This window comes from Campylobacter sp. RM16189 (assembly GCF_012978815.1).
Taxonomy (GTDB): domain Bacteria; phylum Campylobacterota; class Campylobacteria; order Campylobacterales; family Campylobacteraceae; genus Campylobacter_A.
Genome location: NZ_LIWR01000002.1, coordinates 42006 through 56858, shown reverse-complemented (window position 1 = coordinate 56858; position 14853 = coordinate 42006). Strand labels below are relative to the sequence as shown.

Annotated in this window: 17 protein-coding genes; 13 read left to right on the top strand and 4 right to left on the bottom strand. The window is 34.2% G+C overall.

From position 1 onward, the window contains the following. Window positions 1-40: 40 nt before the first annotated feature. Window positions 41-913, bottom strand: coding sequence for a LysR family transcriptional regulator (locus CDOM16189_RS01205; RefSeq protein WP_169973671.1), 873 nt, complete (start codon window positions 911-913; stop codon window positions 41-43). Window positions 914-1096: 183 nt separating this feature from the next. On the opposite strand from CDOM16189_RS01205, the gene CDOM16189_RS01200 reads away from it, so the two are divergent. The 13 genes from CDOM16189_RS01200 to CDOM16189_RS01140 all read left to right on the top strand — a co-directional run bounded on the left by CDOM16189_RS01200 (window position 1097) and on the right by CDOM16189_RS01140 (window position 12333). Beyond that, entirely contained in the window at window positions 1097-3175 is a 2079-nt protein-coding gene (locus CDOM16189_RS01200; RefSeq protein WP_169973669.1) for an ATP-dependent helicase, read from the top strand. After that, window positions 3172-3993 (top strand): tRNA pseudouridine(55) synthase TruB, encoded by an 822-nt coding sequence (gene truB, locus CDOM16189_RS01195; protein ID WP_169973667.1) that lies wholly within the window; start codon window positions 3172-3174, stop codon window positions 3991-3993. Before CDOM16189_RS01200 ends, truB begins: the two co-directional genes overlap by 4 nt. After that, the gene (gene csrA, locus CDOM16189_RS01190; RefSeq protein ID WP_169973665.1) at window positions 3987-4217 is read left to right on the top strand and encodes a carbon storage regulator CsrA; all 231 of its coding nucleotides are present in this window, start codon (window positions 3987-3989) and stop codon (window positions 4215-4217) included. The genes truB and csrA overlap by 7 nt, the downstream gene beginning before the upstream one ends. After that, entirely contained in the window at window positions 4214-4981 is a 768-nt protein-coding gene (locus CDOM16189_RS01185; protein WP_169973663.1) for a 4-(cytidine 5'-diphospho)-2-C-methyl-D-erythritol kinase, read from the top strand. The genes csrA and CDOM16189_RS01185 overlap by 4 nt, the downstream gene beginning before the upstream one ends. Next, entirely contained in the window at window positions 4956-5411 is a 456-nt protein-coding gene (gene smpB / locus CDOM16189_RS01180) for an SsrA-binding protein SmpB (RefSeq protein WP_169973661.1), read from the top strand. The genes CDOM16189_RS01185 and smpB overlap by 26 nt, the downstream gene beginning before the upstream one ends. Before the next feature lie 16 nt (window positions 5412-5427). Then, complete coding sequence (locus CDOM16189_RS01175) at window positions 5428-6033, top strand: thioredoxin domain-containing protein (protein ID WP_169973659.1); 606 nt, start codon at window positions 5428-5430, stop codon at window positions 6031-6033. Next, the gene (locus tag CDOM16189_RS01170; protein WP_169973657.1) at window positions 6023-6334 is read left to right on the top strand and encodes an ATP-dependent Clp protease adaptor ClpS; all 312 of its coding nucleotides are present in this window, start codon (window positions 6023-6025) and stop codon (window positions 6332-6334) included. The genes CDOM16189_RS01175 and CDOM16189_RS01170 overlap by 11 nt, the downstream gene beginning before the upstream one ends. Continuing rightward, a complete protein-coding gene (locus CDOM16189_RS01165) occupies window positions 6334-8499 on the top strand; it encodes an AAA family ATPase (RefSeq protein WP_169973655.1) in 2166 nt (721 codons plus the stop codon). The genes CDOM16189_RS01170 and CDOM16189_RS01165 overlap by 1 nt, the downstream gene beginning before the upstream one ends. A gap of 96 nt (window positions 8500-8595) precedes the next feature. Next, on the top strand, window positions 8596-9204 hold the full coding sequence (gene aat, locus CDOM16189_RS01160) for a leucyl/phenylalanyl-tRNA--protein transferase (RefSeq protein ID WP_211436554.1): 609 nt from the start codon (window positions 8596-8598) through the stop codon (window positions 9202-9204). A 65-nt stretch (window positions 9205-9269) separates the two neighbouring features. After that, window positions 9270-9707, top strand: coding sequence for a flagellar basal body rod protein FlgB (flgB, locus tag CDOM16189_RS01155; RefSeq protein ID WP_169973651.1), 438 nt, complete (start codon window positions 9270-9272; stop codon window positions 9705-9707). A gap of 11 nt (window positions 9708-9718) precedes the next feature. Further along, a complete protein-coding gene (gene flgC, locus CDOM16189_RS01150) occupies window positions 9719-10213 on the top strand; it encodes a flagellar basal body rod protein FlgC (protein ID WP_169973649.1) in 495 nt (164 codons plus the stop codon). 2 nt (window positions 10214-10215) lie between these two features. Further along, complete coding sequence (gene fliE, locus CDOM16189_RS01145) at window positions 10216-10515, top strand: flagellar hook-basal body complex protein FliE (protein WP_169973647.1); 300 nt, start codon at window positions 10216-10218, stop codon at window positions 10513-10515. 6 nt (window positions 10516-10521) lie between these two features. Then, window positions 10522-12333: a peptidoglycan D,D-transpeptidase FtsI family protein gene (locus CDOM16189_RS01140; protein WP_169973645.1), complete on the top strand. Its 1812-nt coding sequence runs from the start codon at window positions 10522-10524 to the stop codon at window positions 12331-12333. On the opposite strand, the gene CDOM16189_RS01135 is transcribed toward CDOM16189_RS01140, so the two are convergent. The 3 genes from CDOM16189_RS01135 to CDOM16189_RS01125 are packed head-to-tail and all read right to left on the bottom strand — an operon-like array spanning window position 12328 to window position 14684. Further along, the gene (locus CDOM16189_RS01135; RefSeq protein WP_169973643.1) at window positions 12328-12810 is read right to left on the bottom strand and encodes a response regulator; all 483 of its coding nucleotides are present in this window, start codon (window positions 12808-12810) and stop codon (window positions 12328-12330) included. The two genes, CDOM16189_RS01140 and CDOM16189_RS01135, sit on opposite strands and share 6 nt — an antisense overlap. Before the next feature lie 57 nt (window positions 12811-12867). Beyond that, entirely contained in the window at window positions 12868-13824 is a 957-nt protein-coding gene (gene hemH / locus CDOM16189_RS01130) for a ferrochelatase (RefSeq protein WP_169974027.1), read from the bottom strand. After that, window positions 13821-14684, bottom strand: coding sequence for a Gfo/Idh/MocA family oxidoreductase (locus tag CDOM16189_RS01125; protein WP_169973641.1), 864 nt, complete (start codon window positions 14682-14684; stop codon window positions 13821-13823). The genes hemH and CDOM16189_RS01125 overlap by 4 nt, the downstream gene beginning before the upstream one ends. Window positions 14685-14853 lie beyond the last annotated feature (169 nt).

Here is a 14853-nt window from a genome sequence, read left to right as displayed (position 1 = left end):
ACTTTTGCAGACATAGAATCACTATGTCTGCTATAAATTTTTAAAAATTAAAGCTATTTTTTATCTTTAAAAAGCTATTTAATATGTCTTCATTCTCTTTAAGTACCGCTACATAAACTGAGCGCGTAAGCTTTATTCTATTGATTTTGATCTCAAAAAGTTTTTCGTTTTTTAGATGATCTTCTATTAAAAATTTAGGCAAAAAGGCAACATAATCTTCAGCAAAATTATTTAAAATTGCTCTTTTTACCATTATTGAACCGTCTAATACATAAGCACTTTTTAAATCATTGTAATTTATTCCGTATTTTACGAAAATATCATTAAGATAGTATTTTGTGCGATCTTTTATCAATTTGTATTTATAAAGCTCTTCGGGCTTAATAGAGTCAACCAGTTTTTTATTGGAAACTAAAATAATCTCATAATCAAAAAGCTTTTTAACTATCAGATTTTCATCATAAGACTGATCTAAAACCATTGCAATATCGCTTCTTCTATCCTTTAAATGTGGAATTAGATCGTTTTGCTCTTTTATTCTTATGTCAAGCTCCGCATCGGCAGTTTGCGAAATTTTATCAAGCAATAAAGGCACAAAAGTTTCTCCGATAAGCTGAGTGGTTGATATTATAAGTGGAGCTTTGTCATTTTTGATATGAGAAATTTCATCTTTAAATCTAAACATTGCACTTTCAAATCTAAGACAAAGTTTATAAAATTTTTCACCCTCTCTAGTTAAAATTATTCCATTTTTTTTACGCATTATTAGAGTTGCTTGTAAAATCTCTTCTAGTTTTTTTATTTGAAGCGTAACAGCAGGCTGAGATATACCAAGAGTCTTTGAAGCCTTAGAAAAGCTCCTCTCTTTAACTATCTCCATAAAAGTGTAAATTTTGCTAAAATCATTAATCATATTTATCCCCTCTTTGATAAAGTAATATATATATTACTTTAAGTTATAAATTATAGCGGATATAATTATATTAATATATACTAAAATTTTACTGAAAGCGAAACGGTAATATTAATTCATGTAGGCGGGGATTTTTAAGCTTATTGTGTTAAAATCTATAAATAATATATTTTTGGAATTTTAATGCGAGATATCCTAGATAGTTTAAACGAAGAACAAAAAAGAGCTGCCACTCATTTAGATGGAGCTATGTTGATTTTAGCAGGTGCCGGAAGTGGAAAGACAAAGACTATAACGACAAGGCTTGTCTATCTAATAAGCGAAGTTGGAATAGATCCCACTAGTACGCTTACTCTTACTTTTACAAATAAAGCCGCTAATGAAATGCGAACCAGAGCCATTAATATGCTATCTGAAAATAACAAAAATTTTACTCCATTGCTCTGCACTTTTCATAAATTTGGACTCTTGTTTTTAAAATTTTATATAGACAGACTCTCTCGTAAAAACAGCTTTGTCATAATCGACACCGATGATAAAAAAAGAATACTAAAAAGCTTTGAAAGCTCAATCGCAACATCGATATTATCAAGTGAAATATCAAATTTCAAAAACTCCCTTTTAAGCGTAGAAGATGTTATCTCGAGCACCAATTTATTTGGCAATAACGAAAAACACAAAGATGGCTATTACTCAAAAATAGCAAATATATACAAACGGTATGAAGAGTATTTAAATACAAATAATTTAGTCGATTTTGACGATCTGCTCTCGCTAACTTATAAAATTTTAGACGAAAACGAAGATCTTGCAAATGAAATTTCACAAAGATATCGCTATATAATGGTAGATGAGTATCAAGACACCAATGATTTGCAATACAAACTTCTCAAAAAACTTTGCAAAACTCACGAAAATATCTGCGTAGTAGGAGATGACGATCAAAGCATCTATGGCTGGAGAGGCGCAAAGATAGAAAATATCCTAAATTTCAAAGACCAATTTAAAGATACAAAAATAATCAGGCTAGAGCAAAACTACCGCTCAACAAACTCTATCCTAAAAGCTGCAAATGAGCTAATTGATCATAATAGAAACCGTCTTGGCAAAAAGCTAATTAGCACCAAAGAGAGCGGAGAAGATATAGTATTTATGGAATCATCCGACGAAACCATGGAATCCGGCAAGATAGCAAAAAGCATCAAAGAGCTACTTGCAAAAGGCGTAGATGCAAGCCAAATAGCCATATTATACCGTATAAACGCACTCTCTCGCTCCCTTGAAGAGGGTCTTAATAAGGAAAAAATACCGTATAAGATGGTTGGCGGTGTAAAATTTTATGAAAGAGCGGAAGTAAAAGATGTTATTAGCTATCTTAGGCTAGTCGCCAACGAAAACGATGACTTTTCGTTAAAACGCATAATAAACCGTCCAAAACGCGGTCTTGGTAAAGTAAGCATAACCAAGATTGAGAAGATAGCTTATGAAAATAAAATTTCTCTATTTGAGTCAATATCTACTCTGGATGAAAAAGATGAAGCCTTTAGCAAAAAAACAATATCTGCTCTAAACGATTTTACAAGCGGTATAAAAGAGCTAAAGGAATGCGGCTCTTTATATGAACTAATTGATAAACTAGAGTCTAAATTCGGTATTAAAAAATATTACGAGAGTCTTCCTGACGGTGCTGAAAGAGTAGCAAATATCGATGAATTTTACGCGATGATCAAAGATCAAATCAAGCAAAATCCGGAATTTGAACTAGAAGAGTTCTTAAACGAACTTGCTTTAGCCAGCGAACAAGACGCCATAAGCGATAAGGCTATCTCTATAATGAGTATTCACGCAAGCAAAGGGCTTGAATTTGATCATCTTTTTGTAATCGGGCTTGAAGAGGGATTTTTCCCGCTAATAGGAGACGGAAGCGATATAGAAGAGGAGAGAAGATTGGCTTACGTGGCAATAACAAGGGCTAAAAAAACTCTTGTTCTAAGCTGCGTAAATTCAAGATTTTATAAAGGACAAAGAACAAGACTTGAAAGAAGCAGGTTTTTAAGCGAGGCAGGAATCTGCACAGGAAGCCTAATTATCCAGCCTCAAGCCACGAGCGAATATAAAAAAGGTGACTTGGTAAAACACAAGATATTTGGCATAGGACGAGTCACTGGCATAAGCAAGATCAAAAAAGATCTAAAGCTAACTATAAATTTTGGCGGTATAGAGCGAGATATAATGTCAAATTTTGTAGAAAAAGTTGTATGAACGCCCTATTTGTAGCAAATAAACCAATCGCAATCAGTTCAAATCACTTTCTAGGCCGTCTAAAAAGAAAATATTCAACTAAAAAGGCAGGTTTTTCAGGCACCCTAGATCCATTTGCAAGTGGTTGTCTTATAGTGGCTCTTGGTAACTATACAAGGCTTTTTAACTACATTAGCAAATCACCTAAAATTTATGAAGCCACGATGTGGATAGGGGCAAAGAGCAAAAGCGGAGACAACGAAAATATAAGCGAGATTGAAATTTTAAACCCTCTTGATTTAAATACCATCAAGCTTGCCAAAAAATCCTTACTTGGCAAAATCAGCTACACTCCGCCAAAATTTAGTGCAAAAAACATAGACGGAACGAGAGCTTATAAGCTGGCTAGAGCTGGAGTGGAATTTGAGCTTAAAAAAGAGGAGATGGAGGTTTTTAGCTGCGAAATAATGCATTACTTCCATCCTTTTTTAACGTTTAAAATTAGCGTGGATGAGGGCTCGTATATAAGATCATACACTCAAATTTTAGCTAAAAAACTTGGGGTAAATGCAACGCTTAGCTCTTTAAAAAGGCTAAGTGAGGGCAAATTTAAATTCGAAAAAGAGAAGTTTTTAAATCCTCTTGATTTTATAGACTTAGAAACTAACGAATATTTAGGTGATTTTAAAGATATTCTTTTTGGCAAAAAACTTGAATATACAAGCTTTAAAAAGCGTGAAGATGGAATATATTTAATAAAATTTGATAAATTTTTTAGTATTATTGAGATAAAAGATCAAACGGTTTCGTACCGATTAAACAAGGTTGAATTATGCTGATACTTTCGCGTAAAGAGGGTGAGAGTATATTGCTTGGAAACAATATAAAGATCACTATCGCAGGGATTTCAAAAAGCGGAGTTAAAGTGGGCATAGATGCTCCAAAAAACATGATGATATTGCGCTCCGAGCTTGCAGACGAAGTCGCCAACGAAAACAAACAGGCTATAAATTTAGCCAGCGAGATAGAGCTTAGCGAGCTTAGCCAAAAAATAAAAAAATGAAAAGCTTTGCCAAGATAAATATATTTCTTAAGATAGTCGGCACTCGGGCAAACTATCACGAGCTAGTCTCTCGATTTATTTTACTAGATCAAATTTATGATGAAATTTGGTTTGAAAAGAGTGAAAATTTTAAACTTGTTTGTGATAGTGCAGACATAAAAGACAATATTGTATTAAAGGCCAAAAAAGCGCTTGAAGACGCTGGATTTAAAAATGAGCTTGATGAGTTTTTTAGCTCGCATAAAATAGTTTTAAATAAAAATATCCCTATGGGGGCAGGACTTGGCGGAGGAAGTTCTAATGCGGCAACCTTTTTAAATCTAACAAATAACGAGCTAAATTTAAAAATTTCAAAAGAACGCCTTTATAAGATAGCAGAGAGCATAGGTGCCGATGTGGCGTTTTTCGTAAGCGGATTTAAAAGTGCAAACGTGAGTGGTATAGGCGAGATTGTAAAAGAATTTGATGATGAAATTCCTAAAATTAAAATTTTTACGCCTGATGTTTTTTGCTCCACTCCAGAAGTTTATAAAGAATTTAGAAGAAATTTTATGGATAAAATAGATACAAATTTGGCAAATAAGATGCAACATATAAAAAGTAGCGAGTTGCTCGCAACTTACAAAAATGATGTGTTAAACGATCTTTATGCGCCTTGTTTTAAAATTTATAACGATATGAAAGAGTATAAGGATATGTTTTTAAGCGGAAGTGGCAGTACTGTTTTTAAGGTAATAAATGGGCAAAGATTTAGCAAAAAATAAAAAAGCTCTGCATGATTTTAGTATAATAGAAACTTACGAGGCTGGAATTGTACTAAAAGGAAGCGAAGTAAAGGCACTTCGTGCAGGACGGGCAAATTTAAAAGATAGCTTTGTGAGAATTATAAAAGGCGAGATGTTTTTACTAAATGCGCACATCAGCCATCTTAGTACGACACATTCGACATTTCGCCCTGACGAAAGAGCTCCAAGAAAACTGCTTATGCACAGAAAGCAGATAGATAAACTCTTTGGAGCGGTAACACAAGAAGGTCTTACTTTAGTTGCGCTGGTGCTTTATCTAAACGATAAAAATATAGTAAAAGCTAAAATAGCCCTAGCCAAAGGTAAAAACTTGCATGACAAACGCGAAAGTTTAAAAAAGCGAGAGGCCGACAAAGAGGCTCGTGCAGCAATGAAAAGATATATATAAAATTTAAAGGAATAATATGAAAAAAATATTTTTAGCAATTCTATGTGTGATTTTTTTAGTCGGTTGCGGCAAAGAGGACGAGACAGCAAAAGCTCCTGCTAAGGTAGAGGGTTACAAAACAGGCGAAGAGATCAAGCTTACTAGTGTATTTGGAAAAGAGCTAACCTTGCTTAGAACACAAGGTGGATTTGTCATAAAAGGCGATGAGAGCAAGGTAATAATGTTTGATATCTTTGGCACATTTTGTCCTCCTTGTCAAAAAGAGGCGCCTGAACTAATGGATTTTCAGCTAAAAAACAATAAAGATTTTACAATAATTGCATTAACTCACTTTGAAAATGTAACAAACCAACACGTTATAGAGAATTTTGCACAAAAATACAACGCATATTATTTCATCTCAAACGATATGCCTGTGAACGATAAGCTTAGCGCTCAAATTCTAGAAGATATCAAATATCCGCATCTTGAGTCTGTGCCTATAAAAATGGTGCTTAAAAACGGAATCTATCAACCACTAACAGATATTGCCAGCGGAAAATTTGGAGTACATTACTATCTGGGCGGGATTCACTTAGACAAATTGACTCAGGATTTTGAGAGAATCAAAAATGTCAACTAAAACTAGCGAAAGAACGCTGAAAAATACGAGTCTAAAAGAAAAAATTAAATTTCCTAAAAAATTTAAAGTTATTTTATTAAACGATGATGTGACAAGTATGGATTTTGTAGTAGATGTTTTGACGCAAATTTTTCATCATAGCGCACAAAGCGCCATTGCATTGATGTTAAAAGTTCACAACGAAGGAAGTGCTGTATGTGGGGTTTATATCAAAGAAATTGCTCTTAGTAAGCAAAATGAAGTTAGAAAAGCGGCTATCAGCGCTGGATATCCGCTAAGAGTAAATATAGAGGAGGAGTGATGCTGGATGCAAATTTAAGCTATTTTTTGGAAAAAGCAGGACAGTTCGCATACTCAAATTCGCACGAATATTTAACAAGTGAGCATATATTATTTGTATTAATAAATCTAAATGAAGAGAGTAGAGATATGCTTACTCGTGCAGGACTTAAAGATATTGAAGGATTAAGAAACGATCTTAAAAACTATCTTGCACAAAATAACGAACAAGTTACACAAAACAAACAACCTAAAATGACACTGTTGCTTGAGCAAATTTTCAAAGAACTTACAGATGAAACAAAGGCGCAGAATAAAAATATAGGAATTAGAGAGCTTTTGTATAAAATTGCGGTCAGCAAAGATAGCTTTTGCTCACAAATTTTAGATTTTTATGGGGTAGATGCACAAAAGATAAAAGAGGAAACAACGGCTGAGAGCGATAAATTTGAAAATTTAAGTAAATTTGCAATAAATCTAACAGTTTTTGCAAAAGAGGGAAAGATTGATCCCATTATAGGCAGGACCAATGAGCTAGAAAGGCTTATGCAGACCCTAAGTCGCCGCAAGAAAAATAATCCTTTATTAGTCGGTGAGGCTGGAGTAGGAAAAACCGCAATAGTAGAAGGATTGGCGCTAAAAATTTCTCAAGATGAAGTGCCCGACAAACTCAAAGGGTCTCAAATTTTCGCCCTTGATCTGGGGGCTATGATAGCTGGCACAAAATATCGCGGTGATTTTGAAAAACGACTAAAAGATGTCATAGATGAGGCTAGCGATCACGAAAATGCGGTACTTTTCATAGATGAGATTCATACAATAATAGGAGCAGGCGCTACAAGTGGTGGAAGTCTTGATATGTCAAATTTACTAAAACCAGCCCTTGCCAACGGCTCACTTAGATGTATAGGTGCAACTACATATACCGAGTATAGAAATTTTTTTGAAAAGGAGAAGGCTCTATCAAGACGCTTTGCCAAAATAGACGTGGAGGAGCCAAGCATAGAGGATAGCGTTGAAATTTTAAAAGGGCTTCGCACCAAATACGAGAAATTTCACAGCGTTAAATATAGTGACGAGATTTTAAAACTAAGTGTAGAGCTAGCTAAAAAATATATCAATGATCGCTTTTTACCAGATAGTGCTATAGACCTTATAGATGAAGTTGGAGCAAGGTTGGCATTAAAAGAGAAAAAAAATGTAAAAGTTAAAAAAAGCGATATAAGCGAAGTTTTAAGCAAGATTGCAAATATTCCTAATACAACCGATGTAAAGACTAATGACATTTCATTTTTAAAAGATCTTGAAAAGAATTTAAAATCTGAAATTTTCGGACAAGACGATGCTGTTAAAACTCTAGCCGATGCGATAAAGCGCTCGTATGTAGGGCTTAAAAACCCTAATTCACCTATAGGCGTATTTTTATTTACAGGCTCAAGCGGTGTAGGTAAAAGTGAGCTGGCAATATCGCTGGCTAGAAATTTAAACATCAATTTTGAACGCTTTGACATGAGCGAATATATGGAAAAACATAGCGTATCAAGACTAATTGGAGCGCCTCCCGGATATGTGGGCTTTGAAGGCGGAGGCATGCTTACAAATGCGATCAAAAAGCACCCTTATAGCGTAATTTTGTTTGACGAGATAGAAAAAGCGAATGACGAGCTTGTGAATGTCTTTTTACAAATTTTTGATAGTGCTAGTTTAACTGACAACACCGGCGCGAAAAGTGATTTTAGAAATACTATCATCATTATGACTTCAAATTTAGGCTCAAAAGAGGCTCCAAAAATGGGCTTTAGCAAAGATGAAAGCAGTCGAAGCGATAGTGCTGTAAAAAGTTTTTTTAGCCCTGAATTTAGAAATAGAATTGATGCAGTAGTTCATTTTAAGGATCTTAACGAGGATATTTTAGTTCGAATAACCCAAAAAATAATAGATGAATTAAACCTCAACCTAAAAGAGAAAAAAGTTACAATCAAAGCCGATACAAAAGCCAAAGAGTATCTTTACAAAAAAGGCTATAGCAACGAATTTGGAGCTAGAAATTTAAAACGCATAATACAAGATGAAATTTCAACTAAAATTAGTGATGAAATTTTATTTGGAACCCTTAAAAATGGAGGAGCGGTCAATATTGGCATAAAAGATGGCAAACTAGCGTTTAAATTTGAAAAAGCGCAATAAATATTTTAGCCTGGCGGGATAAAGTTGCAAAATAATTTTAAAAGAATTTATCACTTCCCAAACACCCGACTAGCTCCTGCAAATTCCCCTCTTTGTATGGGCGGTGATTTAAGCGTGGAAGCCTTAACTCAGGCATACGAAAAAGGAATTTTCCCTTGGTTTTTACCACATGAACCAATTTATTGGTGGTGCCCGGATCCTCGTGCAGTTTTATTTCCAAAAGAAGTTAGAATCCAAAAAAGCATAAAATCATCTCTCAAAAAATTTAGCGTTAAATTTGACCATGATTTTGCAGGATTTTTAAAAATTTGTAAAAAAGAGCGAGCCAACAAAGAAGATACTTGGCTAAGTGATACCATCGTAGAAGCCTATACGGCGATGTTTGAAGCAGGATTTGCTCATAGTGTAGAAGTTTACGAGGATGAAAAACTTATCGGCGGACTTTACGGGCTAATTTTTGGTAAAGTCTTTTGCGGAGAGAGTATGATAAGTCTAAAAACAGGTGCTTCAAAGGTCGCTATCATAAAGCTTTGCGAGGTTTTAGCTAAATTTGATTTTATGATCGACTGCCAAGTGATGAATGATCATCTAAAATTTATGGGTGCGCAGGCAATGGGGCGCGATGAGTTTTTAAAAAAGTTTAAAATTTTAAAAAAAGAGCCGAGCGGATTTGAAAATTTCAAAGATTTGGAAAAATTGCTTTGAAATTTAGAATTTTGGGAACAAATTTTGCTTGTATATCTAGTGAAATTTAAATAAAAAGGCTAAAGATGTTTGCAGGTATATCAAGTTCAAAGTCAAAACAGCTTGTAGAAAGCGCGTTAGCTAGCAGAAATTTACGCCAGCAGCTTATATCAAGCAACATCGCAAACATCGATACACCGTTTTACAAATCACGCGATATCGCATTTGAAAGAGCGCTTAGCGAGAGAGCTGCTGAAATTTACGGCAAAAAAGAGACTAAAGAACTTGAGCTTGCCCAAACTGACGCCTCTCACCTGCCAAAGGTAAAATTTCCTGACTCAAAAATGGCTACGATCTTCCTTCGTGACGGACACATGGCTAGAAACGACGGAAATACCGTTGATCTTGACGTAGAGACAACCGAGCTTAGCAAAAATGCGATCATGATAACCGCGCTTGATAACGCGATGAAACGCGATAGTGCAAATTTTAAAAGCGTGATCGAAGCAAGCAGTAAGATTTAAAGGAAGTTAAGATGAGTTATTTAAGCGATTTTGATATAAGCGGATACGGACTAAGCGCGCAAAGATTTAGAATGAACGTAATTAGCTCAAATATAGCTAATGCAAATACGACTAGAGCGGCAGAAGGCGGACCTTATCGCAGGCACGAAGTTATATTTAAAGCAGTTGATTTTGATAGCACGTTAAATGAGCAAATCGCAAAAAAAACAAACATGCTTGAGTATGAAAACCCGCTTGATGACAGCTTTTGGCAAAAAGAAGCAAAACCTGCTATAATGAGCGTTGTAGTTGATAAAGTAGTTCGTGATGATAAGGATTTCAAACTAAAATATGATCCGTCTCATCCGGATGCCAATGCAAAAGGTTATGTAGCATATCCTAATATAAATCCGGTCATCGAAATGGCTGATCTAATTGAGGCTACAAGAGCCTATCAGGCAAATGTTTCTGCGTTTCAGAGCGCTAAAGCTATCGCTCAAAGTGCAATAGAACTATTAAGAGGTTAATAATGACAAATATAGATAAAATCGGCTCGGTTGCTTCACCTTTTAAAAAAGAGAATCTTAATTCTACACAAAATATAGGTGAAAATGACTTTGCAGCTATGCTTGATAACTCACTTAAAGAGCTAAACGAAGTTCAAGTAAATGCCGATAAGGCTATTGCGGATTTGGCTACCGGAGAGGTAAAAGATCTACACCAAGCAGCTATCGCTATCGGCAAAGCAGAGACCAGCATGAAGCTAATGCTTGAAATTCGCAATAAAGCTCTTAGTGCATACAAAGAGATATCAAGGACGCAAATTTAGCCTTAAATGAACTCTAGAAAATCAAAAACTCTAATTTTATTTTCTCTAATCGTATTTGGCATTATCATATTTTTAATCGTAATATTTTATAGAGCCAACATAGAAAGACGCTTGCCAAAGCTTGAAACAAGCGATATAAATACGGCTTTAAGAGGAAATATTATAACCAAAGATGGATTTAGTATAGCAAGCAGCCAAAAACTATATAAAGCTATGGTAGACACAAGAAATATCGATCCTGATAAGAAAGATATGTTTATCAAACTTTATTCTTTATATAGCGGCGACAATCCAAAAAGAGTTAAAAAGATACTAGACGGAGCAAAAGGCATCGTAACATTGTCTTATAAGATTGATGCCAAAGGTGCCGCTTACTTAAAAGAATTAACTAGAAAACTATATAGAAAAAAAATTTTTATCCCTTATGAAGATCCAAATACCGGCGTTGCCAGTCTAAGAGGTATGAGCATAGTCGAAAGCGGGGAAAATAGACAATACATTTCAAAAGATGCTTTAACTCCAGTTATCGGATACGTTAAAAAAGTAGAAAAAGATAACATTACAAAGGTTGAAGGCGTAAAAGGGGTTGAAAAATCCTATGAATACTACATCTCAGCTATTCAAGATGCGAAACTTATAGGACCAAAAGATATAGGCAATAATATAATTTTGACAAGCGATTCAAATCTGGCAAATAGAGTCGATGGATACGATACGATCTTAAGCATATCGCTTAAATTCCAAACAATGCTTGAAAAGATCATTGACGAGAGGAAGGAATTTCTAAACGCAAAAGAGATAATAGTAGGCGTTATGGATTCAAAAACAGGAGAGATGCTGGCACTTGCCACAACCTCAAGATATGACCCGTCAAATATCAGAAAGCAAGATTATAAGGCACTAAATTCAAGCGCTACGGAATACGCATACGAGGCTGGTTCTGTTTTTAAGCCTTTTATGTTCTCAGTTTTACTAGCCAATAATAAAATAAATCCCTTAGAAATGATAAACACATATAACGGAAAATACCAACTAGGAAAACGAATAATAAGAGATACTCATCCGGAAGCCTATATGACAGCGGAAGATATTATAGTGCATTCTTCAAACATAGGTATGATTCAGATCGCTCAAAGGCTTGACGGGCATCAAATTTACTCGGGGCTTTTAAAATTTGGCTTCACTCAAAAGACTGGAATCGATATGCCGTATGAGCAGGTAGGGAATATGCCTCCTATAGTCAAGATGAATTCGCAAATTTATAAGGCTACGATTAGCTACGGTTACGGTCTTCAGGCAACTTTTATACAGCTTTTAAAAGCCTATAATGTATTTAATAATAAAGGTATTATGGTAACACCAAAAGTCGTTAGCTCACTTTATAAAAACGGTAAATTTTATATTGTTAATAAGCCCGAACCGGTAGAAGTTTTAACACAAGATGTGGCAAAAAGGATGAAGAGAATCCTAATAAAGGCCGTTGAAAACGGAACAGGGAAAAAGACAAAAACTGCCGGACTTGAAATAGGCGGCAAAACCGGAACGGCACATATCGCATCAAAAGATGGCGGATACGCCAATAACTACAACGGGTCTTTTTTCGGTTTTGTTAATGATTCGGAAGGAAACAGCTACACCATAGGAGTGCTAGCTAGAGAACCTAAAAAACCATACTACTACTTTGGTGCTCAAAGCGCACTTCCAGTATTCAAACAAACCGTTGATCTAATGGTGGATGAAGGATTTTTAAAGCCTAGCGATATAAACAGAACCAACGAAAATATCGTAAAATCCGCCACTCAAAAACAAAAATTATAATTTTTGCAGGATAGAGCTAAGAGGAGAACCGTTTTGGCTAGCCGATGATAATCTTTGTTGTTTTTGCAATAAAGAGTTATTTTGTAAACTTGCCAGCAGATCCTTTTTAAACTGCTCTAATAGATCTTCAAGTATATTTTTTAGTTCTAAAATTTCATCTTTGCCTTTATTTTTTAAGCCCTCTTCATCAAGCCCCAAGGTCTTTATCAGTTCCTCTTTTTTAGCAGCTATTTTCTCTTCGATTTTTGATTGATTTAATTGACTTAAAAATGTCGCAGCGCCTAGATTTATCAAATTTTGTTTAAATTTGTCTAAATCCATACTGATTTTTGAATTTATATTGTCAAAATTTGAGTTGGTATCTTTTAAATACTTTTCAAAATCATCATTATGACTTGATGAACTTTTGGCTAAATTTAAACCTTTTGCTAAATTTTTTAAAGATAAAAGATATGAATCTATATTTTTAGACTCCATTTACTTTCCTTATAAATAATTTTATAAAGGGAAAGCAAATTTTATTCCGTTTAAGTTCTAGTTTACAGTGTTGTTGTTTATATAACTTAAGCCGGTTTGAAATATAAATTTGGCAAATTCTTCACTGTCATTAAGACAAGGAACTACGTCGTAATACTCGAATTTAAGCTGATTGGCAACATCCTTATACTCTTTTACGAGCTCAAAAACAGTCTCTGAGTTGTCGATGCAAAACGATATGGGATAAACTAAAGCCTTTTTGTTTTTAATGCCTGTTAAGGCATCGCCTAAAGAAGGCTCCAGCCATTTTACCGGTCCGAGTCTTGATTGATAAGCTAAGCTAATATCCGCGAATTTAATCTCTTTATTGATTAAATTTGAGAGTATTTCTACATGAGATCTTATATGTTTTTCGTAAAGATCACCATTATCTATTGTTTTTTGCGGAAGAGAGTGAGCTGAAAATATCAAGGTAATATCATCAGTGTTGATACCTTTTACACTATTTTTTATACTGTTTAAAACCGCATCATTATATGTTTGATTTTCAAAAAATGGCTCCACAATTTTTACTTTTGACTTCAAATTAAGCTCATTAAACGCCAGATTAAAATCATCTATACTCGATGAAATGGTTGTCACGGAATGATGAGGATAAAGTGGAAAAACTACAATTTCATCAAAGTTTTCATATTTTTTTAACACTTCTTTGGCAAATGGAGGCGTGTAGTTCATCGCAAAATCAACCGCATCAAACTCACTGCTTAAATTTGAAATTTTAGAGCATAAACTAGCTGTTATTTCACAAAGAGGTGACTTGCCTCCGATTTGATTATAGTTGCTTTTAGCAGCCTTTAAACGTCCTTTTGCGATCATAAAACCCACGAATTTACGTAAAATTTTATTTTTGATACCAAGAATATACGGATCATTAAACATATTTTTTAAAAAAATTTCAACCTCTTCTATATTGTTTGGGCCACCCATATTTAATAGCAAAAGCAATCTTTTTATACGCATATTTCATATACCTTTAAAGCATCATCAAGCGATGCCAAATTATTAAATTTATCATTTTTACAAAGCTCAAAAAACTCCGAATGGGCCTTTTTAATAGGTGAAATATCACTATCTACTTTTAAATTTTGCTGTCCATAATCAGTGTATTTATTTAATTTCATACCTATCAAATCTCCAAAATATATTCCGCTATTTGCCGAAACTTCGATTATAAACCGATCTATAGGATAATTTATGGAGTTATGTATACTCACTAAAGTTTGATTTTTCATTTTCAGCTGACAAAGAGTATTTGTTGGATTCTTTTTATCCTCTTTATGAACTTCAAATTTAGAAAATTGCGCTATATCACTAGCCGCTACAAATCTTGCCAGATCAATATTTTGCAAGATTTCTAAATTTAAATTCCTGCTTAAACAAAAGCCTCTTGTAATATTTATCGAATAAATCTTCTCTTCTCTCTCAAGAGATTTTTTTAAAGATACTATCACAGGATTAAACCTATCAAAAAATCCAGCGACACTCATAACTCCACTTAGATTAGAGTAATATTTCATCTCATGAATTGCACCTGTATTTTTAGCTATAGGATGATGGATAAATATATGTTTGCAGGTTTTCACACACTTTGAAAAAAGCTCAAGATACTGTATTCCATCTGTTATTATAATAGCTTCCGGATCTGCGGATTCAAACAGCTCGTTTAGATCGCTATAAATTTTTATACGCCCAAAAGATTCGCTATTTTTTTGACAATACACACCGACAAGATCGAATTCATCGGACCTTCTAAGTTCATTGCAATGAAACTTTCCGACATCATTAAACCCTATGATAGCAAGCCGTTTTTTCATAAAATTTTTCCGAATTTATCTTTTTTATAGCGATTATAATACAAATTGGTAATTATATAATTAACTTACTTGAAAATTACAAAACACTCTCAATTTAATATTATAATTTTCCACACATTGCACAGTATACAGGTGTCTTAGAATTTATAATTTTTATGCTAAAATCAGA

What these genes read in the sequence shown, in the direction of transcription:
- CDOM16189_RS01205 (WP_169973671.1), bottom strand. Translation starts at nt 913, where the DNA reads ATGATTAATGATTTTAGCAAAATTTACACTTTTATGGAGATAGTTAAA.
- CDOM16189_RS01200 (WP_169973669.1), top strand. Translation starts at nt 1,097, where the DNA reads ATGCGAGATATCCTAGATAGTTTAAACGAAGAACAAAAAAGAGCTGCC.
- truB (WP_169973667.1), top strand. Translation starts at nt 3,172, where the DNA reads ATGAACGCCCTATTTGTAGCAAATAAACCAATCGCAATCAGTTCAAAT.
- csrA (WP_169973665.1), top strand. Translation starts at nt 3,987, where the DNA reads ATGCTGATACTTTCGCGTAAAGAGGGTGAGAGTATATTGCTTGGAAAC.
- CDOM16189_RS01185 (WP_169973663.1), top strand. Translation starts at nt 4,214, where the DNA reads ATGAAAAGCTTTGCCAAGATAAATATATTTCTTAAGATAGTCGGCACT.
- smpB (WP_169973661.1), top strand. Translation starts at nt 4,956, where the DNA reads ATGGGCAAAGATTTAGCAAAAAATAAAAAAGCTCTGCATGATTTTAGT.
- CDOM16189_RS01175 (WP_169973659.1), top strand. Translation starts at nt 5,428, where the DNA reads ATGAAAAAAATATTTTTAGCAATTCTATGTGTGATTTTTTTAGTCGGT.
- CDOM16189_RS01170 (WP_169973657.1), top strand. Translation starts at nt 6,023, where the DNA reads ATGTCAACTAAAACTAGCGAAAGAACGCTGAAAAATACGAGTCTAAAA.
- CDOM16189_RS01165 (WP_169973655.1), top strand. Translation starts at nt 6,334, where the DNA reads ATGCTGGATGCAAATTTAAGCTATTTTTTGGAAAAAGCAGGACAGTTC.
- aat (WP_211436554.1), top strand. Translation starts at nt 8,596, where the DNA reads ATGGGCGGTGATTTAAGCGTGGAAGCCTTAACTCAGGCATACGAAAAA.
- flgB (WP_169973651.1), top strand. Translation starts at nt 9,270, where the DNA reads ATGTTTGCAGGTATATCAAGTTCAAAGTCAAAACAGCTTGTAGAAAGC.
- flgC (WP_169973649.1), top strand. Translation starts at nt 9,719, where the DNA reads ATGAGTTATTTAAGCGATTTTGATATAAGCGGATACGGACTAAGCGCG.
- fliE (WP_169973647.1), top strand. Translation starts at nt 10,216, where the DNA reads ATGACAAATATAGATAAAATCGGCTCGGTTGCTTCACCTTTTAAAAAA.
- CDOM16189_RS01140 (WP_169973645.1), top strand. Translation starts at nt 10,522, where the DNA reads ATGAACTCTAGAAAATCAAAAACTCTAATTTTATTTTCTCTAATCGTA.
- CDOM16189_RS01135 (WP_169973643.1), bottom strand. Translation starts at nt 12,810, where the DNA reads ATGGAGTCTAAAAATATAGATTCATATCTTTTATCTTTAAAAAATTTA.
- CDOM16189_RS01125 (WP_169973641.1), bottom strand. Translation starts at nt 14,684, where the DNA reads ATGAAAAAACGGCTTGCTATCATAGGGTTTAATGATGTCGGAAAGTTT.